Genomic DNA, 25,812 nt, shown 5'->3' on the forward strand with positions numbered 1-25,812 from the left:
AATACAAAAGAAATGACTAGTCTTTGGAGTAGACGTTTGTGGTAGGCTTGTTCTTTTTTTGAAGAGTGATCGTCGTTATGTACCATTGGTCTTAGCTATTAGAAAGGATTCAGTTATCTTCCAAAATTCTTTTGCTCTTGCTTCCCAAGAGTTTGCTGCCACCCAGTTATATCGCTCTTGTTCTTTAGCTGGGCTATCTTCAGCAATTGCCCGATTGATTAGTGAAGTAAACTCCCGGTTATTTTGCGCTACGTATACCACTGGTTCAAACTTTTCAACTTCTTCAGAGAAGTTGGTAGTGATTACGGGTTTACCGGCAGCTAGGTATTCATTGAGCTTGAGTGGGTATATGCTTTTTGTTAAAGTAGTCAACTTGAAGGGAATAATCGTACAGTGTACTTTCTGCAAATATGAAGGTAGCAGGCTGATATTTTTTGCTCCAATGAATTTGATATTAGAAATTTGATCTAATTGATATTTATTGAATTCGTTGGAGTTAAGGGGGCCAATCAGCAGAATTAGTTTTTGCTGGTGATGTAAGGCAATATCCTTGAGTAACTGATAGTTAACCCGACCATCAAGGTTGCCAATGTAGCAAATAATACGGCGCTTTTCACCAAGAATTTCACTGGGTTCGGCTAAATTTGGGTTAGATACTTGCTTAAAAAGAGAAATATCCGCCGCATTAGGTAGGTAGAAAACATTGTTAGCGTACTTAGACTTCAAACGAGTTAGTTCAATAGAAGTAGTTAAGGTGATGTCCGTACTTCGCAGAGCGTTTGTTTCCAAACGTGGGCCGTGCTTCTGCATATACCGCGATTCACTAATGTCATCTACTGCCTGGTAAATTGATAGTACTGGGGTAAGCTTCTTGAGAAAGTATTTGCCATATAGTGGGTTAAATGAATTAATGAAAATATACTCTCGGATATTAAAATCCTGTATTAGTTTCTTAATGGTACAATAAACAATCTTATCATTTCTTTTGGATAACAAGCTATAAAGCTTCCCGATTGGTAGCGCATTTATCGGTAGGGTCATTGGGGAAGTTACCACGGTGAAGTTAGGGGGAGCCCCCTTCACTTTAGTGTAGTTATCACGACCAGTTAATAATGCTTTCTTGCGCGATTGAATGTACTGGGTACTGTGCAGAGTGATAAAATCTTTCACAGTAAAAGGATTATCAATGTAAAACACTCTGTTGCTCTTGGCCAACTCTTTCGCTAAAGAATACGATGTTGAGGAGTAGGGAGTATCCCAACGTGGCAATGCTAACATGATAATATCGATAGAATCGAGGTTATGCACTGTTCTTAGCTTTAAGGTAATTTAAACCATAGACAAACCCTTGTTTGTAGAAGCCCACCATACAGTGTAGCGTATGAAGCAATCTTACGTTGAAGTGAGTATATAAAAACCGCTGCGTCACGATAAACATTACTGCATACGAAAACAACGTTCCGTATACTGCTCCTTTCAGGCCGAAGTAGTAAATGAAAATAAAATTTGACAAAATGTTCACGAGCATTCCGGCAAATACAAAGTAGAAATTAATATTTGGTCGATTGGTAGCCTCTAAAATCACCCCGAATTGCCTCGAGAACGGTAAAAACAGTCCATAAAGAATGGTCAACTGAAGAATGGGAACTGCATCCAAGTAGTTATCACCAGCAATAAGCAGTATAATAAATTTGGGTATGAGCAATACCACTGCCATACCTGGAAGAATAATGGCTAGAGTGAGCCCGACTGATTTTTCGTATAAGTTTTTTACGGCTCGTTCTCCGTCTAGGTTAGCTCTACGGGCACTTTGCGGAAATATTAGCGATGCGATAGCCGTAGTAGGGTACTCGACTAGGTTGGTAACTCTCCCAGCAATATTATAAACGGCTACGGAAGCGTTAGATAACAAAAGTGCAATCATAATATGATCTACGCTTTTGTAAAGCACGGAGCTTAGGTTTGTCGCCATACTAAACCTTCCGAACGAGAACAGCTTTTTTACCCATACCCACGAAAGTGATGCTAGTTGGGGAAGGTAAGGCTTAGTAAAAAAGTAAGCAACTACTGCAGCGATAGCGGTAGTTCCAATTTGTACCCATACCAAATGGACTAGCAATACATCTGAGTTAAGAAAATAGAAAACAGCTACGTAAAGAAATAGCCCGCCTTGCCGCATTAAATAGCTATAAAAAATACCTTCAAAATAAAAATTTGCCTGCTGAATTATTTCAAAATGCGACAAGGGCAATTGGGCTAACATTACTATTGCGTAGAACAGTAACAGTTGGCGAATTTCTCCTTCTCCGTAGAAATGAAGTAGGCCGTAGCTCACTACCACTACCAAAGCCGATAATAGTGTTGTAATTAAGGTATTGAGAATAAAGGATGCTTTTACAATTTGGGCGTAATTAGATTTGTTCTCTGAAGCCAAAAATTTAATAGTACCATTTTGAATCAAGCCCTGCTTACCTATTTCTAAGATTGTGGTGATAGTTAAGAAGAGAACCCAAGATCCAAAGACATCTTTTTCTAACATCCGAGCTAAAAAGTAGACTGTTCCAAACCCAATTACTAAGACGGAGCCGCGTTGTAGCAGCGTAAATATGCCTGATCTGATCCATACCTTTTTCTCAACTGGACCCATCTATTTATAGTATTTCGATAAAAATTGAATGTATTTTATAAATTTATCAGTAAAAATAGTAATTTATTTTATAGTTTTGTTTACAAACGAATATATATTTGCAGAAAGCTTTCTTAAAAGTGCTGTCAAATGAGATAACTAATCTCTCTTAGGTTCTATGTTCTTCAACACATTAGATTTTGCACTTTTCTTGCCAATTGTGTTTGCCATCTACTGGTGGGTTTTGGGTAATCGATTGCGAGCGCAAAATGTGTTTCTGATTGTTGCTAGCTACGTTTTCTACGGATGGTGGGACTGGAGATTTCTTTTTCTGATTGCCTTTAGTTCAATCGTTGATTTTACGATCGGGCAATTGCTATTTCGGGCCAAACGAAAAATTTATCGAAAATTTTGGCTGTTTCTTAGCATCGGTATTAATCTGGGCATCTTAGGGTTTTTTAAGTACTACAACTTTTTTGTCGATGCATTTGTCGACGCATTTACGCTGTTTGGCAAGCCCATAGAAGTCAGCACATTGTATATCATTCTACCGGTAGGTATTAGTTTTTATACCTTCCAGACATTGAGCTACACAATAGATATTTACCGCAATAAACTTCAACCTACGAAGGATGTGGTGGCATTTTTCGCTTTTGTCAGTTTCTTTCCGCAGTTGGTCGCTGGGCCCATTGAACGAGCCTCCAATCTACTTCCTCAATTCTTTAAGCAGCGTACTTTTCAGTATGAGGAGGCTAAAGATGGAATGAGGCAGATTTTATGGGGGCTTTTCAAGAAAATTGTTATTGCTGATAACTGTGCTCTTTTTGTGGATCAAATATTTTCTAATTATTCCGAAGTTTCTAACGGGGCACTGGTGCTGGGTGCTATTTTTTTTGCATTTCAAATTTACGGCGACTTTTCCGGTTACTCCGATATTGCCATTGGCACAGCCAAGCTTTTTGGTTTTAAGCTAATGCGTAATTTTGCTTATCCGTACTTCTCTCGTGATATTGCTGAGTTCTGGCGAAGGTGGCATATATCTCTGTCTTCTTGGTTTAAAGACTACTTGTACATTCCGCTGGGAGGAAGTAGAGGAAGTGTTTGGTACAAGGTTCGCAACACTGCCATCATTTTTGTGGTTAGTGGATTCTGGCATGGGGCCAATTGGACCTTTATTGTTTGGGGAGCACTGAATGCGCTCTATTTTCTACCATTGCTTCTGAGACAAAGCAATCGTCGTTATTTAGATATTGCGGCTCAAGACCGATTTTTGCCCAACACCAAAGAAGCGTTTCAAATATTAGTAACGTTTTCTCTTACTTGCTTTGCTTGGATTTTCTTTAGGTCGGAAAGTGTCACTGATGCTTTTTCCTATATCGGTCATATGTTTGACTGGAATAGCTTTACAACTGATCTTAAATTTTATTATCTGTTGCCGCTTCTAGTACTCTTGATTACAGTCGAGTGGGTTCAGAGACATCAACCGCATCCGTTACAAATAGATCAACTTAGTCCGGTTAAACGTTTTGCTATTTACAATTTGTTGACCTTAGGTATTATCTATCTAAACTTCAATAGTGGGGCTTCTTTCATTTATTTTCAGTTTTAATCTAGCAGTAAATGAAGCTATTTATTAAGAAATTGGCGTTTTATTTAATTCCGCTCATGCTGTTGTTCGGGTTAATCATGATAACCGATCCTTACAAAATATTTTATGAGTATGAAGACTACTCGTATAAACATTTTACGGTGAATAGACATTATGTGAGCACCCAATACTTTTTAGATAATTATCGAGAAAATAAATACGATGCTTTCATTTTTGGTAACTCCCGCACGTTAGCCTTCCAAACGAAAGATTGGAAAGGTCATTTGCCTTTTCCAGCAGAACCTTATCACTTCGATGCTTCGGGAGAATCAGTGTACGGAATGATGAAAAAAGTAGCTCTGGCAGATAGTTTATCAGAGCAGCTAGACCAAGCAATTATTGTACTTGATCGATTAATTTTTCTTGAGCCTGACGAGCGAGACCATCCGCTATTTCAGCTACACCCAGCGTTGAATGGTGCTTCTTGGGTAAAATTTTACCAAAAATTTGTGCTCTCTATTTTTGAGCGCAATTTTATTCCTTATTATAGTGATTACATTACGGATGGACTTATTACTAAAATATTAGGTAAGATTCCGAAAGAGGTAGTTTATACGCCCGTTAGCAATGATGTTATTATGACTACTTGGGAAGAGGAGCTAACTACCGACGAAGATGCCTTCTTTGCAAAATATGCGGCCTATTTTATTAAGCGTCCCGAAACCGAAACTACATCTGAAGTTATTATTACCGAAAAGCACAAACGGTACCTCACTCGGATAAAAAATATTTTACAGAGCCGCCACGTAAACTATAAGGTAATTATTGGTCCTGATTACAGACAAGTCAAGTTCAACCCCACCGATTTAGCGTTTTTAACTAAGCTCTTTGGAGCCAAAAATTTATATGACTTTTCCGGGAAAAATGAGTTTACAACTGATGTTAGAAATTTCTACGATGGTTCTCATTATCGTCCGTCTGTGGCGCGAGATATTTTGAAACAAGTTTATGAGAATGGCATCCAAGTAGTTGAGTTGAAAAATTATACTGGTAAAATAGAAGAATAAAATGTAATATTTTTATCTTTGTACTAGATATATATAATAGAATGACATTTAAGCAACTAAGAAGAAATCTTAAAAACGATTTTTCTGAATTTCGTGAGGTGAAAATAGCACTATTGGCTGATAGTGCATCACAGTTATTAGCAGTAGCTATTCGTGGCTGCGGATACGAGCATCAACTTGACTTGAAAGTGCACGAAGCCGATTACGATCAGATAAACCAAGAATTGCTAAACCCTCATTCTGAATACTACACTACTGCCCAAGATTTTACTATTCTATTTCATAGTGTACATAAGCTTCGTAAAAAGTTTTACCAATTACCAATCGATGAGAGAAAAGACTTTGCGTCAAACCACATAGCTCATTGTCAAACATTATTCGATAGCATTACTAGCAATACTAACTCGAAAATTATTTACTTCAACTTTCCCATAGTTAATGATGAAGTATTCGGCCATCACGCGAATAAGACTCAGCACTCCTTTATTTATCAATTGAGAAAAATTAACTTTCAGTTAATGGAGGTAAGTCAGCAAAATGCGGCGCTGTACATACACGATCTACAGGCTCTTCAAGGGCGATACGGGCAGGATGTGGTTTTGGACACAAATATGTACATCAACGCTGATATGCCACTTAGTGTTGACTTTCTGCCAGTGGTAGCTGACAGCACAATAGCCATTATTCGTGCTTCACTAGGAAAGATAAAGAAGTGTTTAGTACTTGACTTAGACAACACCATTTGGGGTGGGATTATTGGTGACGATGGTTTAGAAAAAATACAAATAGGAGATTTAGGAGTAGGAAAAGCATTTAGTGAGTTCCAGCAATGGGCGAAAGAACTAAAAGAACGAGGCGTTATTCTGGCTATATGTAGCAAAAACGATGAGAAGAACGCGAAGGAGCCTTTTGAGAAACATCCCGACATGGTACTTCGGCTAGACGATATTGCGATCTTCGTGGCTAATTGGGAAAATAAGGCAGACAATATTGCCTTTATTCAGCAGACGCTAAATATTGGGCTGGATTCCATTGTCTTTATCGACGATAACCCCTTTGAAAGAAACATGGTAAGAACGCACCTTCCTCAAGTTACCGTACCAGAATTACCCGAAGATCCGGCGCTGTATCTCAACTATTTAACCTCATTATATCTTTTTGAGACCGTTTCTTTCACTACCAATGATTCGGACCGAACACGACAGTATCAGGCTGAGGCAAAACGGGTGGTTACAAAAAATAGCTTTGCTAACGAAGAGGAGTTTCTGGCTTCTTTGGATATGAAGGCAAAAATAGAGTCATTTAACCGCTTTAACACTCCTAGAGTTGCCCAACTTACGCAAAGGTCTAATCAGTTTAATCTACGCACTATTCGTTATACCGAACACGAAATAGAAAAAATAGCCAACTCAGAAGACTATATCACCTTATCACTATCTTTATCGGATAAATTTGGCGATCATGGAATCATTAGTGTATTGATACTGGAAAAGAAAGGAGAGGCTACTCTTTTTGTCGATACTTGGATTATGAGTTGTCGGGTTCTTAAGCGAGGGGTTGAGTATTTTGCTCTCAATAAACTAGTGGAGATAGCAAAAAAACACCAGGCTAAGCAACTAAGGGGCGAATACCTACCTACTGCTAAAAATGGCTTAGTAAAAGATCATTACGCCGATCTGGGTTTTCAGGCCGAAGATGGCTACTGGGTGCTTGACGTAGCGAGCTTTTCAGAAAAGGAAAATTATATACAAGAAGATCAATTAATAAATCTGACGAATGGATAGTACGCAAATTTTAGAAGAAGTAGACGAAATATTTAAGGACGAATTAGATAACGATGATATCGTTATACAACGAGATACAACCGCCGGAGATATTGCCGAATGGGATTCCCTAACCCATATTACCCTAGTGGTAGCAATTGAGAAACACTTTAAAGTAAAATTTACGGCGGCTGAAATTCAGGGATTTAAGAATGTGGGGGAGATGTGTGATGCCATCCACGCAAAAGTATCTTGATGTTTACTGTTGGCGATACGTACCAAGAGACATTTATAACCGATGCGTTAACGTACGAGGGCTTCATTGATCTGTTTAAAGATAAAAATCCACTTCACACTGACGCTCAGTTTGCTCGGTCGAAAAGTTTTAAAGACCGGGTAATGCACGGAAATATTTTGAATGGATACATCTCTTACTTTATCGGAGAGTGCCTTCCGTCGAAAGATGTTGTCATTCACTCCCAGGAAATAAAATACCACGCTCCGGTCTATCTTAATGATGAACTGAGTCTGCATGCTACTGTCAGTGAAATCTACGATTCAGTAAATGCGGTCGTTTTTAAGTACCGTTTCTTAGATGTAGAAAAGAAAGTAATTGCCAAAGGGACTTTTCAAATTGGGTTAATCTAGCATGAACACGTTGATTTTAGGAGGAGCTTCCGGTTTGGGAGAAAGCATCACCACTAAACTGGCTGAAAAAGCCTCAGATACTATCTATTTTACGTATTGCCATTCGGTAGAGAGTGCGTCTTCAATTTGTCAAAAGTTTCCCAACGGGCATAAGATTCAATGTGATTTTACGGATCCTAGCAGCTTAGATGCCTTTCTGGAGGTGATAGATGATCTTGAACTTGACGCGATCGTGAATAATGCTATTACCGGAATGCAACGTAACCATTTTCATAAAATGGAAACTGCTGATATATCAAAGAGCTTTCAACATAATGTACTCCCCATTCTAGCAATCACTCAGCGGGCTATCAAGCAGTTCAAAAAGAAGAAGTTTGGTAAAATAGTTACTATTTTAAGTGCGGCACTCATTAATAAGCCCCCGGTAGGCTGGTCAGAGTACACTGCTAACAAGGCGTATTTGGCGTCCATGAGTAAATCGTGGGCTACAGAATATGTAAAATTCAATATTACATCAAATAGCATTTCACCTTCTCTAATGCTCACTGATCTCAATCAGGATATTGACCCCAGAGTGATTGAACAAATTACCAATAATCATCCTTTGCGAGAGCTACTGAACCCTAGCGAAGTTGCCGATACCGTAGCTTTTCTGCTGCAAACAACTCAGCAGATAAACGGAGTGAATTTAGTTATAAACGCGGGTACTGATGTTGTTTAACTCATTAACATTTTTAGTATTTTTTCCGCTGGTAACGTTAGTGTACTTCTTGCTGCCTCATCGGCTTAGGTGGGTATTGCTGTTACTAGCCAGCGCCTTTTTCTACATGTACTTTGAGCCTCTGTACATATTTATTCTGATATTCATTATTCTGACAAATTTTTTTGGAGCTAAAATTATTTACAGACTCACCGAAGCTAGAAATAGAAAACTTGTTTTGGTTCTAAGTATTATACTCAACCTTTCGGTGCTGGCTCTTTTCAAGTATTTTAACTTTTTGAACGGAATTCTGGATGACCTGCTGAATGTATCGCAGTTACAAAATCCTATTCCCTATCTAAATGTGCTTCTCCCTTTGGGGATTTCATTTTATACCTTTCAAGGTATGAGTTATACCATTGACGTATTTCGCGGCCTTCAGCAGCCGGAGCGACATCTGGGTATTTTCTCAACGTATTTAATGTTCTATCCTCAGTTGGTAGCCGGGCCCATTGAACGAGCATCTCACTTACTTTCTCAGTTTTACGAAAAGCATACTTTTAAAGTAGATACGGCAGCCTATGGGTTGCGACTGATGCTTCTGGGTTTCTTCAAAAAAGTGGTAATAGCTGACCGTTTGGGAATTTTTGTGTCGGAAATTTACGCCCAACCCGAAGCCTATTCTGGGTTGTTAGTGTTGCTGGGAGTTGTATTATTTTCCTTCCAGTTGTACTGCGACTTTTCAGGTTACACGGACATTGCCATTGGTGCTGCCGCAGTGATGGGTTTTAGGCTAATGGAAAATTTCAACCGCCCTTTTATTGCTACCAGTATTTCAGATTTTTGGCGTCGGTGGCACATATCATTATCTAGTTGGATTAATGACTACTTGTACAATCCTATCGCCATACAGAAAAGAAATTGGGGCAAGTGGGGATTGATATATGCTGCCCTGTTCAGCTTCACCCTAATTGGACTGTGGCACGGTGCCAACTGGAATTTTGTGATCTTCGGATTACTTCACGGTTTAGCACTTTCGTACGAAATTCTGACCAAGAAAAGGCGAAGAAAGCTATCCAAGCGTTTGCCGGTATCTTTCTATGGTAATTTGAGTATGCTACTTACATTCTCATTCTTCACATTTTCTATTATCTTCTTTCGCTCGGCCAACGTAGCTCAAGCTTTTTCAGTAATAAGCAATATTTCCTTTTACGATCCTGATATCTTAGCTGAGTTACAAAGTATGCGGGTTTTTGATATATATAACCTTATCATCAATGTATTGCTAGTTTGCTTGATACTGGCGATAGAAAAAGTGATTGCTGAATCACACATCAGGAACAAGCTGTTTAAGTTAAGGTGGGTGAGAGTAAGTACGTACCTCGGGTGCTTACTCATTATTGGACTTTTTGGAGTGTTTCAGAATCAAAATGACTTTATCTATTTTCAGTTTTAATGAGAAAGTTCCTCATAAATATCGGTATTGTCGGTTCGTTGGCGTTGATACTCTTTTATGCACTGGATGCTGCATTCACAAAAATATATCAAGAGGGAAGCTTCTATAAAACGCAGTGGCTCTTTCAGATCAATGAACAGTCTTATGACTACGCTATCTTAGGAGCCTCCCGATCGTATACGGCACTGGATGTTGGTGAAATTAACCAGCAAACTAACTTAAATGGTATCAATCTCTCTTTAGACGGTAGTTTTATTTCAACTCAATCGCTGATTCTTGATGTCTTTTTGTCGAATCAGAATAATGTTAACACGCTCTATTTGAACATTGATGGTTGGCAGTTGGATTACGACACCGAATCGCAATTTACTTATCCGAGGTTTCTACCCTACGTCGAAAACGATTTGGTCTACAATCATTTTGTTCAATTAGATAAGAAGTGGTACTTATATCGCTACGTGCCATTTATGCGGTATGCAGAATTTAACTTCACCTGGGGGTTGCATATGCTGGTGAACAATTTATTTGGTTTCATTGAACCTGATTTTGATGAGTTTGGGACTCGCATATACAAATTTACCGATTACCGAGGCGAGAAGGAGGTGAAGCATAACTTATTCAAAACTCAGGGAGAGTTTAAGTATCTAAATAAGATTATTGAAACCTGTAAAGAAAGGGGTATTGAGCTGGTGGCTTTTGTGCCTCCTATTGCCACAATAAAAAGAGATACTACCTATTACGAAAACATTGTCTTATTTGAGAAGTGGATAGAAAACAAAGGGGTTGAATTCTACAATTTCGGAGATTTATACCCTCAACAGTATGATTTATATACTGATGAAATACACTTGAATAAGTACGGTGTAGAAAAGTTTTCGGCGATATTTGGTAGCATCGTAATCACTTCTGATGAAGAAGTACTAACCTCTCTTTCTAGTCAGCAGTAATATTGAAATTGTACAAATGAATTGATCTTTTCTATGATTATATATCATAATATTGTATATTGTAGAGGTAATTATTCAATATGAAAGGAGTAACTATTTCTACATCTTATCCCGTCCAAAAAACTGCTACGCCAGCCGTTGAAAAGCCTAAGGGGAAATTCTTGAATTATATACACAATTTTCGGGGACTCGCTATATTGTTTGTAGTTGGCGGGCATATACTACTAGAGTGGGATACCGATTCTTTTTCTAAAAAGGTATTGGATGCAGTATGGCAAAATGGAACAGTGTTATTCATCTTTATTGCTGGCTATTTATTTCAATATCTGTCGAAAAAGTATGAAACCACTAACTATTGGTTGAAAAAGATTCGTTACGTTCTGATTCCGTACCTCATCATTTCTATTCCAGCCATTGTACTAAGAATATACCAACCACTTTACGATACATTAGTTCTATATCCTGGTTTTGAAGAATGGTCCTTATTAAAAAAGATAGGGTATTATTATGTATCGGGTAGCCATCTGCTCCCTTTGTGGTTTATACCGATGATTACAATATTCTATGCAATTGCCCCAGTACTCATCAAAATTGATCGCAACCCCCGTGCGTACTATATACTTCCGCTACTGGTTGTCATCTCTCTAATCGTTCCCCGAGATGAGCTGAATAATATCCCGAAAATGTTTGTGCACTTTTTGTCGGTATATATTTTTGGAATGTTTTTTAGCCACTTTAATGATCAAATATTAAAATGGTCTTCCAAATACTGGCTCTTTCTGACTCTCTCAACCGTTGCATTAATGATAGCAACAATTGTTACAGATAGTTGGTACGACCCTCTTATGTATCTACAGAAGATATTTTTGTGCTGGTTTTTTGTCTACTGGCTATGGCATTTTGACGAACATGTACCAACCAGTTTAGGAACGAAAACTCTGGCAGATTATAGTTTCGGTATATTTTTCCTACATTACTATTTCTTATTGGCGATAAAGCTTGGTTTTGAGTATTCCTTTCCTTCTCTGCTAAAAGGTTCCGTGCTCAACTGGTCAATCAATTTTGGGCTTATTATGATCTTAAACATTGCCTGTATCGCTTTGGCTAAACGAGTCTTAGGAAAGCAGAGCCGGTACCTGATAGGTTGTTGATTCGGCTATCTTTTAAGTGAGCAGTCTATGCAATTAATTCTTTTGATCCAAAATTTCTAACTAAAACAGCTTCTAAACATCACAAATTTCAACACCCTGTTGCAAAGACGCTAAAGCATCCTCTTCTTTTGGGATGAACTCTTGGGCTACGTAACCATCAAAGCCAGTATCTACAATAGCCTGCATAATGGCCGGGTAGTAAAGCTCTTGGGTTTCGTCAATTTCATTACGACCGGGTACGCCGCCAGTGTGGTAGTGGGAAATGTAGGGATGATACTTTTGAATAGTAGCAATCACATCGCCTTCCATAATTTGCATGTGGTAGATGTCGTAAAGTAGCTTGAAGTTCTCGGAACCGATCATCTTGCAGAGTTCCACACCCCACTCAGTATGGTCACACATATAGTCAGGGTGGTTGACCTTGCTGTTGAGTAGCTCCATCACCACTAGTACATTGTTCTTTTCAGCAAGCGATATTATTTTCTTAATGCCCTCGGCGCAGTTTTTCATACCGGTTTCGTCATCCATACCATCGCGGTTGCCCGAGAAGGTAATGATTTGCTTTAGGCCTGCTTCGGCCACCATCGGAATACTCTTTTCGTAGAGTGCAATCAAATCAGCGTGATGTTCAGTGCGGTTCCAGCACTTTTCAATGCCGTAGCCATTTTCCCAGTAAGAAGCTAAGGCGCAGGTTAACCCATGCTTGTCCAGTGTCGGCCACTCATCTGGCCCCAGTAACTCTACCGACTTAATACCCATCTTCTTGGCTGAAACACAGAATTCCTCTAGCGGAATGCTACCGTAGCACCATTTGCAAACAGAATGGTTGATGTTGCCTTTTGGAGTGAATTCAGAAGGTTGGGTCATAGGTTGAGCAATTGATGGGGTAGAAAGCAGAGCGGCACTGCCTGCTAAATGTTTGATTGCCGATCGTCGATTAGTTTTCATATGAGGTTAGAGATTGTCAAATAATTTTGCTCAAAATATACAGGTTTTGGGAGCGAAGAAAAAATATATCCGCAATTGTGCTAAGTTTTCTGTACCTTAGCTAACATAAATTTCTCGTCGCAAGTTGGTGATTTTTCATTCCAAAGTAGTCCGGTATAGTAATACCACGTTAAACTATCGGGCACGAGTAAGGTAGAAGATTTTTTAGGATAGGGCAGTCAATCTAACTTCTCGGGTATTATAAAATATCAAACTGCTAATAAAATACCCGAGGTTACTGAAGGTAAAACCGTTCTGTTCATCTTACGTACTTACCGGAAGAGGAACCGGTGAACGTACTGCTGAGTCGTTCACTTAACACAACGTACCTATGAAAAAGTTAACTAATTTAACGTTAGGAATAGGAATTCTATTCTTTTCATTCACCGCACAATCTGGGTTTGCCCAGGATTTTTGTACCTGTAATCTGGAACGGGAAACTGAGTGGGATAGCGATACGCTTATCTACAGTGCTGCTCTTACGGTATTCTCCGAATCTAGCGTACGCGAATTGTATTTTGCCATTGCCCAAGATGAAGATCAAACGTACTACATCCAAAGTAATGTCAGCCCTAAACTGTATATATTTTCTAAGGCTGACCGTAGCGTATCTGATCAGTGGGGTGAGTTTGGGCGAGCCGTGAGCTTACGGAAGGCTATTCTGGAAATTATTGGAGAAGATATGTTCCGCACCCAATGCCAAGGCGTTTACCTCGATAAGCGCACTTACGATTTTTCTTCTGTCTTGACGTATCTTGCTCCGACTGATAAAAAAGAGTGATCATTCGCTAATACTAACTCCTGATAAGAAAAGCCTGATAATATATCGAGTATAGGTACAGTGTGTCTATACGGATATCATCTGCTACGACTCTGCCTTTAGAAGAATCGACGATGCAAGAAACAGATCTTGAACAGTATATCATAATCCACTACCATAACCTCCTAACTATGGAGGAAAAGCTTGCCTATAAACATCATCTAACTGTTAAAAAGGCAGAAGATTCAAGTGAAAAATTAGGGGAAATGCTAACGAGGAAGTGGGGAACAACCAACCTGAATGCTTTTTTTACCTACTACAATATTATACCTACTGATTAGTAAATTTGTAACTCATAAAGAGAGGAGAACATATATGTCCAACATAGCGAGTAGCCAGCACTATTTGAAACACACTCTCTTTTCGTAACAAAAATGGCTACATTTCAGGCTATGATCATTCTAGTTCCTTGGTTCGTCAAACTAATTACTTTCGGATTTGCCCGAGCAATTACCTTCTACCCATTTGTATTTCTGACTCAGGCGAATGATCGGAGTAATACCCGGCTAATGAACCATGAGCGAATCCACCTACGGCAGCAGCTTGAATTGTTTATTATTCCGTTTTACCTGTTATACTTCGGCGAGTATCTGACTCGAAGGCTACAAGGTAAAAATCATCGCGAAGCCTACCGGGCAATCAGTTTTGAGCGAGAGGCCTACGATCAGGAAGTACAACTAGATTATTTAGCCAACCGACCAATTTTTGCTTTCCGAAAATACCTACTATAATGATGAGTGAATAATGACGGATGATGAATAAATGCCATATATTACTCATTATTCATCCGTCATTAATCATTATTGTGAGACTGTTTCTCGTAGATCTACCGGAACTACGCGGGAGACGCCTTGCTCGATCATGGTTACTCCGTAGATCACGTCGGTACTGGCCATAGTGCGCTTGTTGTGAGTTACGATAATAAACTGCGATTCGCTGGAAAATTCCTTGATGATATTATTGAACTTATCAATATTGGCATCATCGAGCGGAGCATCCACTTCGTCAAAAATACAGAAGGGTGCGGGCTTCAGCAGGTAAATAGCGAATAGCAGTGAAGTAGCGGTAAGTGTTTTTTCGCCTCCCGAAAGCTGATTAATGGTGAGCGGTCGTTTTCCCTTGGGGCGAGCCATAATCTCAATTGAGGAGTCGAGTGGGTTGTCTGGATCAGCTAGCTTAAGTTCGCAATCGTCTTCTTCGGTGAATAGTGTGCGGAATACCCGGATGAAATTTTCTCGGATTTGCTCAAAGGCCGCCATGAAGGTTTCGCGGGCTACGGCATCAATTTCGCCGATGGTGGTCATCAGCGAGTCTTTGGCTTGCAGCAGATCGTTTCTTTCGCTGCTGATGAAGTCGTAACGCTGCTTAATTTCGTCGTAGGCTTCCATCGCCATCGGGTTAATTGGCCCAATCTTACGAATACGCTCCCGTATTTTTTCCAGCTTGGTATTCATCGCTTCCAGCTCTTCGTCCGTGGGCTGTACTTCCTCTTCGCCCGCGGGAGTGAGCAGCTCTTTAGCATCTAGATCAAACTCCACCGAAAGTCGCTCCTGAATGCTCGTCAGTTCTAGCTGAATGCTATTAAGCTGATTTTGCAGTTCCATAATCAGCGTATCTTGCTGGCTGCGCGACCGTTGTAAATCCCGAATAGCCTGCTCGCTTTTATCAATATTACCCCGATAAGCGTAGTAGTCGCGCTCAGCTTCGTTTACTCCGGCTTCAATGGCTTGCTTCTCGTCATACATCGCGAGTAGCTCGTCTTCGCCGACATCATTACTATTGAGCAGGTCGGTTATGTTCTGCGTATTAACCTCTAGCTCCTGCTGATTCTTAGCGATGTTCTGGATGCCTTTTTCGTGGGACTCTTCTTTGAAAGTAATCTCTTGGCTGAGCGATTTTAGGGTGCTCTCCTGCTGGAAGTAGCGAATCTTCTCCTGATTAAAGGCCGCCGACTTTTCGCTGAGTTGCTCATTTTCTACGGCCAATTGGCTGTTAAGCTGCTGTTGCCGCTCTTTCGCCAACTGAAGTTGCTGCTCAGAATTTTGCAGTTGAGGGGTGACTAGTTCTACCTCTTCTTCCAGTTGGGCGATGAGCACCAGCGTAGCATCTTGCTGCTGTGCCTGGCTCGAGAGCATTTCCGAAAGCTGCTCCTTCTTGGAAGCAAAGGTGGCGTAATCTTGCTGCAAGCGATTAATATTTCGCTGAATCTCGATAAGATCGGAAGCGTAGGACTGCTGACGGAGCTGTTGCACTTGTTGCTGTTGCTCGAGCAAAAACGCTTGCTTGTCTCCAATTTGCTGCTTTAGGTTACCTAAATCTTCTTTCAGTTTTTCCAGGTTTTTAGCCCGGCCCAGTCGCTTGCCCTCAAACAGACCTACTGAGCCTCCCGACAAGCGAAACGGCTGCTGCACTACTTGACCGTCGGCGGTAATTAGCGAATACGTTTCCTGAGGAGATAGATCAGGTAAATTAGTGACGTAGACTTCGTTGAGTAAAAACTGAATCAACCGTTGGTATTTAGTGTCGTACTCTACTACGTTTAGTGCCGGTTTGGCATTGTCGCCCATTGTGCTTTCGGCTCGTTGGGGTACGAACTGTTGCAACTCATCCAGTAGAAAGAAATGGGCCTTTCCCTGGGCGGCATCGCCCAGTAGCTGAATGGCTTCCAATGCCTGCGCCCGGCTGTCTACTACGAAGTAGTTCATGTAGGGTCCCAGGTAGTTTTCAATACAAACCCGGTACTGTTCAGGGCAAGTAACTACGTCGGATAGGAGCGGGGCTTTTTTGGCCCAGTCTACGTTTTTCTTTAAGAACTTAATGGCCTCGGGAAAACCCTCCAGGTTATCGACTAACGACTTCGTAAGGTTGTATTCATTTTGCAGTGCATCCTGCTGCCGGTTGAGTGCCGTTATTTCTTCTTTAGTTTGCTCAATCTGGCCAATCAGAGCTACAATACGATCTTGTAGTTCGGCTTCCTGTTGCTCGGTATCTTCCAGTTGTTGTTCCCGCTCCTCAATTTGCTCACGAATTACCACTGCTTTTTGGTCAAATTCCGTGAGGTCGGCATTACGGGCGGAGGTGTTTTCGGTGCTTTTTTCTAGCTCCAGCCGGGTGGCATTCAGTTGCATCTGCTTGATCTCTAGCTGCTTTTGAAGCTGATACACTCGCTCCTGCTGCTCCTGAGCAACGTCATCAGCTTCAGCTACTTCGTCTTTTAAACCCCGCGTTTGCGACTGAAAAGTGCGGTGTTCTTCTTCCAGTTCAGTGACTTGCTGCTGAATCTGTTCCAGGGATTCGACCGCCGAAGCTTTTTCCCACTGAAGCTTTTCCAGATGCTCGGCAGTAAGGTCTACCGTCTCTCGGTCTTGCTTGAGCAGTGCATTGAGGCGATCTTTGCGGTCTTGCAAAAATTTAAGTCGCTCATTCTTTACCTGCTTATCGCTTTCCGCATTACGAATAGTAGCTACGTGCTCGTTCAGGGTTTTTTGGCGCGAAGCGAGCAGTTGCTCTTTTTGTACCAGGTCAGTTTTTAGTTGAGCTAGTGTCGCTTCCTGTTCGTCTACCTGCCGACTTAACTGAACCTTGCGGTCAGTTTCATTATCAAGTTGCTGCTTTGCTTCCGTACTCGCTTCTTGCGAAGCCCGAACTTTCGATTTAGCGAGCGTAATGCTGAGTTCTTTGTATTCTTCTTTGGCCTTGTAGTAGCGTTCGGCTTGTTTGGCTTGGCGCTCTAGCGACTTAAGGTTTTTCTCAATTTCAAACAGCAGATCTTCCACCCGATCCAGATCATCGTCGGTAGCCCGCAGCTTGCGTAGCGTTTCCTTTTTACGAATGCGGAATTTGCTTACTCCCGCCGCTTCTTCAAACAAAGCTCGCCGAGAGCCGTCTTTGTCATTCAGAATATCGTCTACCATTTTCAACTCAATAATCGCGTAGCTGTTGGAGGCGATACCGGTGTCCATAAATAAAGTGACGATATCTTTCAGCCGACAGGGCACACCGTTCAGCAGATATTCGCTGTCGCCACTGCGGTAGTAACGACGGGTAATAGTCACTTGGGTATATTCGGTAGGGAGTAGATTACGGGTATTGTCAAAAGTGAGGGATACTTCGGCCAGTTGAGTGGCTTTGCGCTTTTTGGTGCCGTTAAAGATGATATTCTCCATCTTATCGGAGCGCAGCATCCGTGATTTTTGTTCGCCCAGCACCCAACGGATAGCATCCACTACATTAGATTTTCCGCAGCCATTCGGCCCTACAATACCTGTGATACCCCGGTCGAACCGAATAGTTACTTTATCGCCAAAACTCTTAAAACCTTTTAGTTCTAGTGTAGAAAGTTGCATATAATCCCTTCAAAATCAATCAGATAATTGGCAGAAAAGGTTATGGATAAGGGTGATAATTTGCCTTTTTGCCCTCGAATTAACGGCGAATATAGAGGAATTTGGAAGATTCAACGAAGAAAAAAATAGTTTTATAACTGTTTGGGGTGGGTAGTGTTGTTGTACACGGTGTTTGGGTGTTAATGTGTTCGTGAGTATCTTGAACTCTTGAACTCTTGAACTCTTGAACTCTTGAACTCTTGAACTCTTGAACTCTTGAACTCTTGAACTCTTATAAGACTTAGATGGAAAACTATTTAGAGCTACTCATATTTCTGGCTTTTGCCGCTTTTTCTTTTTTCTCTCGCTTTCTTAACAAGAAGAAGAAACCTCCAACTCAGGGAACAGGTGAGTACGAAGGTTACGAAGATATTCCTCAACCTGAAAAGCCTGTAGTTGATCCCGACGTTCCAGAGAAGAAACCAGTTTCCTTCGAAGATATTCTACGGGAGATGATGGGAGAAAGTAACCCGCAACCGGCTCCACCACTGGACAAGCCGAAGCGAAAGGTCGAGAAGAAATTGAAGGAACAAACGCGGGTGGCTCAGCAAACCGCCCGAGAGGCTCAACAAGTAGCTAAAAAAGCGAAGCGCATTACTGATAAAATATCGCTAGAAGACAGTGGTAAGCGTATTGAGCCGATTGAAATCACCCCAGAAAAGAACAGTGTAGCTCAGGAAGTGGCCGAAGCACTTAGTAACCCCAAAAGTGCTCGTGAAGCCATTATTCTAAGTGAAATTATTAACCGAAAGTATTTCTAAAATGAAATTAGTCATTCTGTAAAGCATTTCACACCATTTTAAATAGTCTTCACTAACTATCCGGCAATACGCGCTAAAATATCCATTTGTCTGTGACAAACTCTTGTACGCATAGCGAACAGCTAATAAAGACCAGTTCGCTGAGCCAGAATACTTCTTTCTACAAAAATAATAGTTACTATTCTTCTGGGTTTGTAAACCTCCCTTCTATACCACCCGAGTTACTGAATCGTTCGTATTCCCTTCCTTGCCATTCTTGCAGACCAAAACTCTTAAGCTCACTCGATAGAACAGACTTGTTCCCTCCTGATATATAGAAATGTATGTTGCCGTACTTACATATACTAATAAAATAGTAGGCATCCTTAGGATATAAAAATATATACTCGGGGGCTGATGCATCACAACGCGCAATCCAAAATAGGTGTTGTACCATATCTTTCACCGACATAGTATCCAACACATACGCTTCATCGTAATTATTACTAGCAGTAACGTCCAATAATGCTTGACGTGTCGCTTGAACAGGTGCATAGTCAGTTTTAGTAGTACCGATTATGGTCTTTCTTACGTGAGCCACTGCGTAGAAACTGGTAAAACCCTGGTACACAAAAAAATTATGTAAACAGCTACTTATCAGCAAAGGATAGAGTAGAATGTTATCTTCTAAATGGTAAAATATCTTCTCAGTAATTTTATCTACTACCTCTTTTTCTCGATAACTGATGGCATCATAGATATTCATTATCTCCCTTTTCTCTGCTTCAGACTCAGCAAATTCCAATTCATCCTCTATCATATATCCTTGAAGCATAGCAACATAGCTTGCTAACGGCATATGTTGTTGCAATACAAATCTTCTTTCAGCAAGACTTACCATAGTTTACTAGTCTACCTTCCTTTCTAAACCCAAAGCACTGAGCACAGGGGTATTTGCTCGGGTTACACCGCTTATCACACAAATCTATGCAATGTGCAAGATCAGCAGAATAAGCATAGTATTGCGCCAAATTATACATATAGACTGCTCCCATTACCGCAGCAGTACCTACCAATACGATTTCTCCTGCTGGAGTAGGTTCAACTAATGCTACGGGAGCCAGTGCAGTAAGTATAGCCCCATTAAATACAGGGTTACTTGATAGTGTGGTATTGTACTGTATTTACCATAAACTGTTCTATCATTTGTCGGATAGCGTTTCGGAATGCTTGCTGATCAAAGCGTAGGTAGTCCAGCTCGTTTAAGCTTCGGTAACCAGAGTGCTCTGGACTGTCCCATACGTAATTGTCATAAGCAAAGTCATAGAAGGTTCTTATGCTTTTCTGCTGATGTAGCGATAGCAGATCGGGGCTATCTTCTTCTTGCTGGCTGGCATAATCACCAAATAGATTAATGAAGTCAACGATAGTCATAGCTTCACTGTGCGACAGACTGTCCAAATCTACATGATTACACACTAAAAGCTTTATCTTATCAAGATTGTAGTGGGTATAAGCACAAAAGCTGGAGTATTCGTTGGCCCATGCTAGAAAGTTCTTTTCATCAAACAAAGGGTACTGGTTAGATATTATAGCCTGGGGTACCTGCGATATCGTGTCAAATAACAGTATTTTCTGCTGTTGATCTAGCCACAGCTTATCCAGTTCATTTTGATCTGACATATCTGTGGCCCACAGTATGTACCGCTGGGTACTCTCATAGCAAATACCGATAACGTACTTTCGGTATTCATCTGAAATAGGATCACTGTTAACTGTTACTTCCCACATAGGGTTTTTCTATATCGATAGAAGAGGGTGATTATCTTAGTAAAGATATTGCTTTATTTATTAAGGACGATGATCTCTAAGCCACTTTTTGACTAGATTATTGGGTGAGCGTGGGCCTCTCCTTCCGTCTCCAAAACGCTCAGAAATTTCATCAGCTAATTGTTGATTTCCCTTAGACCAGTCTATATCCTTTACGTTTGGTGGGGTTCCGTATTGATCAGGCCATATTCTACGTTTACCGCCTTTAGAATAATAAGTATGACTATCAGCATACCATTGCGCTAAGTTATAGATTGCCACCGCTCCTACCACTACGGCAGTACCTGCGAGCAGTATTTGTCCACCTGGCACTGCCCCAGCCGGTAGTGCGAGTAGAATGAGTCCACCGTAGACAGGTTCATTCAGTTGTATTTCTATATCGCCATCATTGACAGCTTTGATGAGTTCGGGCATAACCCAAGCGCCATACTCTTTGTTGTAAACCAGTGGGGTAACGGTGCCGTCTTTACCTCTTACGTACACTACCGCTCCATCTTCCGGATTGGTAGGTAAGTTTCGGGGGGCATCGTTTCTAGGTTGATAAGGAGTAGATCGAGTGCCCTTTGCTGCGGTGTACGTACCCGCGGGGGAACTGTAGCTCGATGGAAACGGTGCTCCCCAACTGCCCCCCGAAAAGTGAAAAACACCACCTCCCAGACTGGTAGTTTTGGGAGAGCTAGAATTCAAGGGAGTGGCGGTTACTACCACTTCGTCCAGCATATATTCAGCAACAATAGCATCGGGGTCTGGATTACCATCGCAGCCATCTTCACCGCAATCAATGGTTTGAGGTGGGTCACATCTTTCACAAGCGACTTCGTCCTGTTCCATACAGGAGAAGGGAAGCAGCAGTAGAGCCAACACTAATAGTTTTTGCAAGATAGAATGTAGGTTGATCAGCATACGTATTTGGTCTTGAGATTGAAAAGTGTTATTAAGATAAAACACATACTACTCTACCCGATGGTTTTGTAGAAGAGGCTGAAGTTGCTCCATGCTGCCTCTACAGCAAGCCGTACGGGTTCATATATTTTCTGTTTGTAAAACTGTCTCATCAGGTTTAACCCCCTTCTAAATACGCTGTAGGGCGGATAGCCATGCTTTTTAGGCTTTACCGGATTGATCTTTCCGTCTTCAATGCCGGTGGCCCAGCAGAGCGTGTAGGCAATGGCTACCAGCGCAAATAGCTTTCGGTACTTGAGTAGACAGCGTAACGAAGAACGCTCTAAATCAAACCCACGTCCTTTGAGAGCTTGAAAGAACACCTCGATAGACCAGCGTCGTTTGTACCAAGCTGCCAGAGTCTGCGGTAGAGTGGTACCGATCAAATAAAGCAATTCACTGTCTTTACCGTAGCAGAGAGCCAGGTTAACCACCACCCCATCCACAATTGCCTCATGCTGGTAGTACGTTCTGCCTGGCCGAGCAACGGTTTCAGCCCAAAGCCGTTGGCCATTGGTTAGCAAGATAGAATGATGCTTAGGTACTCGTACGCAGAAGGGGATTTTTTCGTCTTTCAACCATCTGAGCCAGCGTTGCCCGATGAATTCGCGATCCATCACTAGCATTTGAATACGTTCTTTGTCCACTATGCCGATGAGTTGTTTAAACAAGTTGATACGATCTCTAGCATTGCTATTGCCGCTGTTGTTGTCTAGCATCTCAAAGTAAAGTGGTACGGCTAGCTTGCCGATACTGGCCACCACACACAGAATGTTGATCTGTGTCTGCCCGAAATCCCATTCTGTACGATCAATACTGAGCACTAAGGGCCGTTGGGGCAGAAAGCTTAACAGGAAAACGGCTAGCTGCGTGTAGTCAAAGCGAACTTTGGCAAAAAAGTCCTGGATGCGTCGTTCAATGGAACTCGCTTTAATAGGTTTATCTATCTTATCGGCAATCTCTGAAAAAACTACCGAACGGCTTTTAATGACCCCGCCAATCATATCACAGAGGAAACCCTGCCGCTTTTTATGAGGTACTATTTTGGCCGTACGTATCATTTCATATATCTTGTCTATCGGATTCTTGTCCATTGGAAAAGCTTTTTTTGTTGTCTCGCAACTACAAAAATTAGCTTTTCCTTTTTCCTATTCAACCCCTAATCAAAAACCATCGGGTAGAGTAAACACATACTACCAAAAGCGAAAAAGTTTATGTTAACTTATTGTTAATTCTACCTTTGACGTGTACTTTCGGAGGAAGCTGGATTTATCACTATTTGACTTATCATAGAACCGTTACCCAAGTGAAAACGGTTGAAAGTATTGTGAGCCTGATGAAAGACTGGGAACCAGGCTACAAAAGCAGCGAGTCGGTGCAGGTTCGTGTAATTTTGCCAATTACTTTTACATTGCCCCTGCGGTATTGAACTAAAAACTTTATGTTAGAACATTTTTTTATCTGCCCGTACTGTCTCTCTCAAATTTCTATGCTGCTTGATACTTCTGTAAACCACCAATCCTACGTAGAAGACTGCGAAGTGTGCTGCAACCCGATTGAGCTAACTTTTACCGTAGAAAACTACGAGGGCGAAATCACCGTCACTTCTTTTGATGCTATGCCACTGGGGCAGTAATGCTTTGGTATTAAAGTGTTATGGTACTAATGTATTTAGGTAACCCTCGCACGGTGTTAAAGTATTCTTGTATACATAATACAGACAAACTAATTTTAAACACCAAAACACCAAAACACCAAACCACCAAACCACCAAACTATGAATTCAATTGCCTTACTTTTTGATATGGACGGAGTAATTGTGGATAACCATGAGTTTCACTTAGAATCATGGCTACAGTTTTTTGAAAAGCACAATATTCAAATGACGGAAGAGGAGTATAAAGCTAAAGTAAACGGTCGAACCATGGAAAATATCATTCCAAAGTTGTTTGGTCGGGAAATGACTAATGAAGAGATTTGGGAAATTGGCGAAGAAAAAGAGGCCTTGTACCGAGATCTGTATCGCCCGCATATTAAACCCACTCCGGGGCTGGTTACTTTTTTATCCGAAGTAGTAAGAGAGAATACTTTACGTACCGTTTCCACCTCCGCCCCTCCGGCCAACGTAGATTTTACTCTAGGGCAAACCGGATTACGCGCTTATTTTTCAACCATTATTGACTCCACAATGGTCACTCACGGTAAACCTCATCCGGAGGTATACCTTAGATCTGCTGAAGCCTTGGGAGTAAAACCGTCTCAATGCATTGTGTTTGAAGATGCTATTCTGGGTATTCAAGCGGGAAAGAAAGCCGGAATGAAGGTGGTTGGAGTAGCCAGTACCCACACTCGTGAAGAGCTAGAGGCTGAAGACACCGATTTGGTGATTGACGACTTTTGCGGCCTGACGTTGAGTCAGCTAAATCAACTTCTTGTTGATAAGTAAGCGTTAATAGAGTAACTCCTATTTACGCCAGCTAGCGGCGTATCCATTGGTAGCGTTGGTGATAGGTCCCGTTTTGCCCGTAGCTACTTCTAGCCACCAGACTTGTAAACCTTGTTCAGTATCAATTGAGTACACAATGAAATCACTATCGGGTGACCAAGACAGGTTGGGGACTAGGGTGCCGTGGTCGGCTTGCAACAGTAGGTCAATTTGCCCAGTAGCAATATCTAGGGTTTTGATGGCGTAGATTACCACATCTTCACTATTGATAATACCGCTACTGCTGACCGTTTCGGCGAAGACTAATTGAGTGCCATCGGGTGACCAATCTAAGGCTTGTAGTAAACCATTTTGTTCGTAAATCACTCGCGAGATAATATCTGCCCCAGCTACTTCGGCTACGAAAAGCTGGTCGTCGTAATAGTAGGCTAACTCTCCCGATACCGACCATTTGGGGGCAAAGCCGTTCACTTCATCGTTAAGCACTTCGTTCGTATTGGTGTCAAATAAATAAACCCAGCAAATATCGTCGGAGTTAAGCCCCACTTCAGGGGATCGGTTACGGCCACAGACATTCAGTATACCTCGGTTTCTGGCCAAATCCCAGGCAGTTCGCCGTACTTCTACATCCAGGGCGACCCGGTTGTCAACTGCTCCGGGAAAGTTGAATACACCCGGTTCACCTCGGGTAATGTACAGCACTTCTTGGGTGCCATCGGTAATACTGTAGCGGGTTACATCGCTACCACCGCCAGGTACTACCGTAGCATCGGCGGGAACTGCGGGGTTAAACACTTTTTGGGACAATACTACTTGATCGTTGCCAAACCAACGGGGCAGACCGTCTACAGTGACTGCATCAACTTGATTTAAGATGAGGCGATTGGTACCGTTGGGGAGCATCGTAGCTACGCGTTGTTCTTCCGCAGATATATCATAAAAGAGAAGACGACTGTTTCCGCTATAATTCCGCAATGCATCGGGCATGGGTGCGGGTTGTGTTAGTTGAATAACTCCTTCGGTGACAATAACATCGTCTAAGTAGATGGTCGTAGTGCTGGTAGGAGAGAAATTCTTGGCTTCAAATACAACAAACAGCGGTAGCGGTTCATCCAACCAAGTATCAACATCCTGCCGAGTGACTAGAAAATTAATCCGGGTTCAACCACCTGCCTGATCTTCTTCCTGGGTGGGGGCACCTAGAAAGTACTCATTGAGGCCAAAACCGTAGGTGCCATCCGGCGCATTGGTCAGAAACACATTAAAGTCTAGATTAGGGACAGTTCCATCAATCCGTACCAGAAAGGAAACGGTGAATAGCTCCGGCACCGCTGATAGGTTTATCTCTTGAGCTGCAATGGCATTTACCGTGAAAGTCGAGCCACTCGCTTCTTCGCATACCTCACCGGTGGCAATCACCATTGCTTGCCCTTCGTTAGTAGATGCTACCTGAGCACCTCCGCAGGTAAACCAATCTTCATCTGACTCAAAGTTACCATTAGCGATCAGGTTATTTAGCGGTTGTGGTTCGGGAAGCAGACTCTCATCGTAGGTCGGAGTAGCTGCTTCGCTGGTAGGTGAGGTGCTGGGCACTTCATCGTCAGTAGAACAAGCTGTCAGTAGGCTAATAGCAGTCAGTATAAAAGCGGTAGGGCGCATAGATGATGTTGCCTCTAATGGTACCAATACAGGGATTCGGCAGACGCAAAGATAGCT

At 41.7% G+C, this 25,812-nt stretch carries 25 protein-coding genes; 15 read left to right on the forward strand and 10 right to left on the reverse strand.

Annotation, left to right across the window (positions count from 1 at the left end):
* Positions 1 to 75 precede the first annotated feature (75 nt).
* Together P0M28_RS25170 and P0M28_RS25175 are read right to left on the reverse strand one after the other, a co-directional pair.
* Complete coding sequence (locus P0M28_RS25170; RefSeq protein ID WP_302206120.1) at positions 76 to 1,308, reverse strand: glycosyltransferase; 1,233 nt, start codon at positions 1,306 to 1,308, stop codon at positions 76 to 78.
* Entirely contained in the window at positions 1,301 to 2,647 is a 1,347-nt protein-coding gene (locus P0M28_RS25175) for a flippase (protein WP_302206121.1), read from the reverse strand. The genes P0M28_RS25170 and P0M28_RS25175 overlap by 8 nt, the downstream gene beginning before the upstream one ends.
* 157 nt (positions 2,648 to 2,804) lie before the next feature.
* Between P0M28_RS25175 and P0M28_RS25180 the strand changes: the two genes are divergently transcribed.
* The 9 genes from P0M28_RS25180 to P0M28_RS25220 all read left to right on the forward strand — a co-directional run bounded on the left by P0M28_RS25180 (position 2,805) and on the right by P0M28_RS25220 (position 11,946).
* Positions 2,805 to 4,235: an MBOAT family O-acyltransferase gene (locus P0M28_RS25180; RefSeq protein WP_302206122.1), complete on the forward strand. Its 1,431-nt coding sequence runs from the start codon at positions 2,805 to 2,807 to the stop codon at positions 4,233 to 4,235.
* 11 nt (positions 4,236 to 4,246) lie between these two features.
* Positions 4,247 to 5,281 carry a hypothetical protein gene (locus tag P0M28_RS25185; protein WP_302206123.1) on the forward strand — a complete coding sequence of 345 codons (1,035 nt, stop codon included), beginning with the start codon at positions 4,247 to 4,249 and terminating at the stop codon, positions 5,279 to 5,281.
* A gap of 41 nt (positions 5,282 to 5,322) precedes the next feature.
* A complete protein-coding gene (locus tag P0M28_RS25190) occupies positions 5,323 to 7,065 on the forward strand; it encodes an HAD-IIIC family phosphatase (RefSeq protein WP_302206124.1) in 1,743 nt (580 codons plus the stop codon).
* Entirely contained in the window at positions 7,058 to 7,300 is a 243-nt protein-coding gene (locus P0M28_RS25195; protein WP_302206125.1) for an acyl carrier protein, read from the forward strand. Before P0M28_RS25190 ends, P0M28_RS25195 begins: the two co-directional genes overlap by 8 nt.
* On the forward strand, positions 7,300 to 7,692 hold the full coding sequence (locus P0M28_RS25200) for a MaoC/PaaZ C-terminal domain-containing protein (RefSeq protein ID WP_302210939.1): 393 nt from the start codon (positions 7,300 to 7,302) through the stop codon (positions 7,690 to 7,692). The genes P0M28_RS25195 and P0M28_RS25200 overlap by 1 nt, the downstream gene beginning before the upstream one ends.
* Position 7,693: 1 nt before the next feature.
* A complete protein-coding gene (locus P0M28_RS25205) occupies positions 7,694 to 8,413 on the forward strand; it encodes an SDR family NAD(P)-dependent oxidoreductase (RefSeq protein ID WP_302206126.1) in 720 nt (239 codons plus the stop codon).
* Between the two features lie 217 nt (positions 8,414 to 8,630).
* The gene (locus P0M28_RS25210) at positions 8,631 to 9,848 is read left to right on the forward strand and encodes an MBOAT family O-acyltransferase (protein WP_302206127.1); all 1,218 of its coding nucleotides are present in this window, start codon (positions 8,631 to 8,633) and stop codon (positions 9,846 to 9,848) included.
* Positions 9,848 to 10,795, forward strand: coding sequence for a hypothetical protein (locus P0M28_RS25215; RefSeq protein ID WP_302206128.1), 948 nt, complete (start codon positions 9,848 to 9,850; stop codon positions 10,793 to 10,795). Before P0M28_RS25210 ends, P0M28_RS25215 begins: the two co-directional genes overlap by 1 nt.
* Before the next feature lie 80 nt (positions 10,796 to 10,875).
* Positions 10,876 to 11,946, forward strand: a complete 1,071-nt coding sequence (locus P0M28_RS25220) for an acyltransferase family protein (RefSeq protein WP_302206129.1) — start codon at positions 10,876 to 10,878, stop codon at positions 11,944 to 11,946.
* A gap of 72 nt (positions 11,947 to 12,018) precedes the next feature.
* On the opposite strand, the gene P0M28_RS25225 is transcribed toward P0M28_RS25220, so the two are convergent.
* Positions 12,019 to 12,894: a hydroxypyruvate isomerase family protein gene (locus P0M28_RS25225; RefSeq protein ID WP_302206130.1), complete on the reverse strand. Its 876-nt coding sequence runs from the start codon at positions 12,892 to 12,894 to the stop codon at positions 12,019 to 12,021.
* 370 nt (positions 12,895 to 13,264) lie between these two features.
* On the opposite strand from P0M28_RS25225, the gene P0M28_RS25230 reads away from it, so the two are divergent.
* From P0M28_RS25230 to P0M28_RS25240, 3 genes are all read left to right on the forward strand, one after another.
* Positions 13,265 to 13,714, forward strand: a complete 450-nt coding sequence (locus P0M28_RS25230; protein ID WP_302206131.1) for a hypothetical protein — start codon at positions 13,265 to 13,267, stop codon at positions 13,712 to 13,714.
* Positions 13,715 to 13,884: 170 nt separating this feature from the next.
* Positions 13,885 to 14,034 carry a hypothetical protein gene (locus P0M28_RS25235; protein ID WP_302206132.1) on the forward strand — a complete coding sequence of 50 codons (150 nt, stop codon included), beginning with the start codon at positions 13,885 to 13,887 and terminating at the stop codon, positions 14,032 to 14,034.
* Positions 14,035 to 14,145: 111 nt separating this feature from the next.
* Positions 14,146 to 14,484: a hypothetical protein gene (locus tag P0M28_RS25240; RefSeq protein WP_302206133.1), complete on the forward strand. Its 339-nt coding sequence runs from the start codon at positions 14,146 to 14,148 to the stop codon at positions 14,482 to 14,484.
* A gap of 69 nt (positions 14,485 to 14,553) precedes the next feature.
* Here the strand turns inward: P0M28_RS25240 and smc are convergent, their stop codons facing one another.
* Positions 14,554 to 18,099 (reverse strand): chromosome segregation protein SMC, encoded by a 3,546-nt coding sequence (smc, locus tag P0M28_RS25245; protein WP_302206134.1) that lies wholly within the window; start codon positions 18,097 to 18,099, stop codon positions 14,554 to 14,556.
* 284 nt (positions 18,100 to 18,383) lie between these two features.
* Between smc and P0M28_RS25250 the strand changes: the two genes are divergently transcribed.
* Entirely contained in the window at positions 18,384 to 18,899 is a 516-nt protein-coding gene (locus P0M28_RS25250) for a hypothetical protein (protein WP_302206135.1), read from the forward strand.
* A 178-nt stretch (positions 18,900 to 19,077) separates the two neighbouring features.
* Here the strand turns inward: P0M28_RS25250 and P0M28_RS25255 are convergent, their stop codons facing one another.
* The 4 genes from P0M28_RS25255 to P0M28_RS25270 form a co-directional block, all read right to left on the reverse strand.
* Entirely contained in the window at positions 19,078 to 19,779 is a 702-nt protein-coding gene (locus P0M28_RS25255) for a hypothetical protein (RefSeq protein ID WP_302206136.1), read from the reverse strand.
* A 254-nt stretch (positions 19,780 to 20,033) separates the two neighbouring features.
* Entirely contained in the window at positions 20,034 to 20,669 is a 636-nt protein-coding gene (locus P0M28_RS25260; protein ID WP_302206137.1) for a hypothetical protein, read from the reverse strand.
* 60 nt (positions 20,670 to 20,729) lie between these two features.
* Complete coding sequence (locus P0M28_RS25265; RefSeq protein WP_302206139.1) at positions 20,730 to 21,587, reverse strand: hypothetical protein; 858 nt, start codon at positions 21,585 to 21,587, stop codon at positions 20,730 to 20,732.
* 77 nt (positions 21,588 to 21,664) lie between these two features.
* On the reverse strand, positions 21,665 to 22,711 hold the full coding sequence (locus P0M28_RS25270) for an IS4 family transposase (RefSeq protein WP_302206141.1): 1,047 nt from the start codon (positions 22,709 to 22,711) through the stop codon (positions 21,665 to 21,667).
* 380 nt (positions 22,712 to 23,091) lie between these two features.
* Here P0M28_RS25270 and P0M28_RS25275 point away from each other — a divergent pair, with 380 nt between their 5' ends.
* Entirely contained in the window at positions 23,092 to 23,286 is a 195-nt protein-coding gene (locus P0M28_RS25275; RefSeq protein ID WP_302206142.1) for a CPXCG motif-containing cysteine-rich protein, read from the forward strand.
* A gap of 141 nt (positions 23,287 to 23,427) precedes the next feature.
* A complete protein-coding gene (locus P0M28_RS25280) occupies positions 23,428 to 24,096 on the forward strand; it encodes an HAD family hydrolase (RefSeq protein ID WP_302206144.1) in 669 nt (222 codons plus the stop codon).
* 18 nt (positions 24,097 to 24,114) lie between these two features.
* Here the strand turns inward: P0M28_RS25280 and P0M28_RS25285 are convergent, their stop codons facing one another.
* Together P0M28_RS25285 and P0M28_RS25290 are read right to left on the reverse strand one after the other, a co-directional pair.
* Positions 24,115 to 25,212 carry a hypothetical protein gene (locus P0M28_RS25285; protein ID WP_302206146.1) on the reverse strand — a complete coding sequence of 366 codons (1,098 nt, stop codon included), beginning with the start codon at positions 25,210 to 25,212 and terminating at the stop codon, positions 24,115 to 24,117.
* A gap of 45 nt (positions 25,213 to 25,257) precedes the next feature.
* Positions 25,258 to 25,755 carry a hypothetical protein gene (locus P0M28_RS25290; protein ID WP_302206147.1) on the reverse strand — a complete coding sequence of 166 codons (498 nt, stop codon included), beginning with the start codon at positions 25,753 to 25,755 and terminating at the stop codon, positions 25,258 to 25,260.
* Between the last annotated feature and the right edge of the window lie 57 nt (positions 25,756 to 25,812).

The sequence above is a fragment of the Tunicatimonas pelagia genome (assembly GCF_030506325.1).
GTDB classification, from domain to species: Bacteria; Bacteroidota; Bacteroidia; order Cytophagales; family Cyclobacteriaceae; genus Tunicatimonas; species Tunicatimonas pelagia.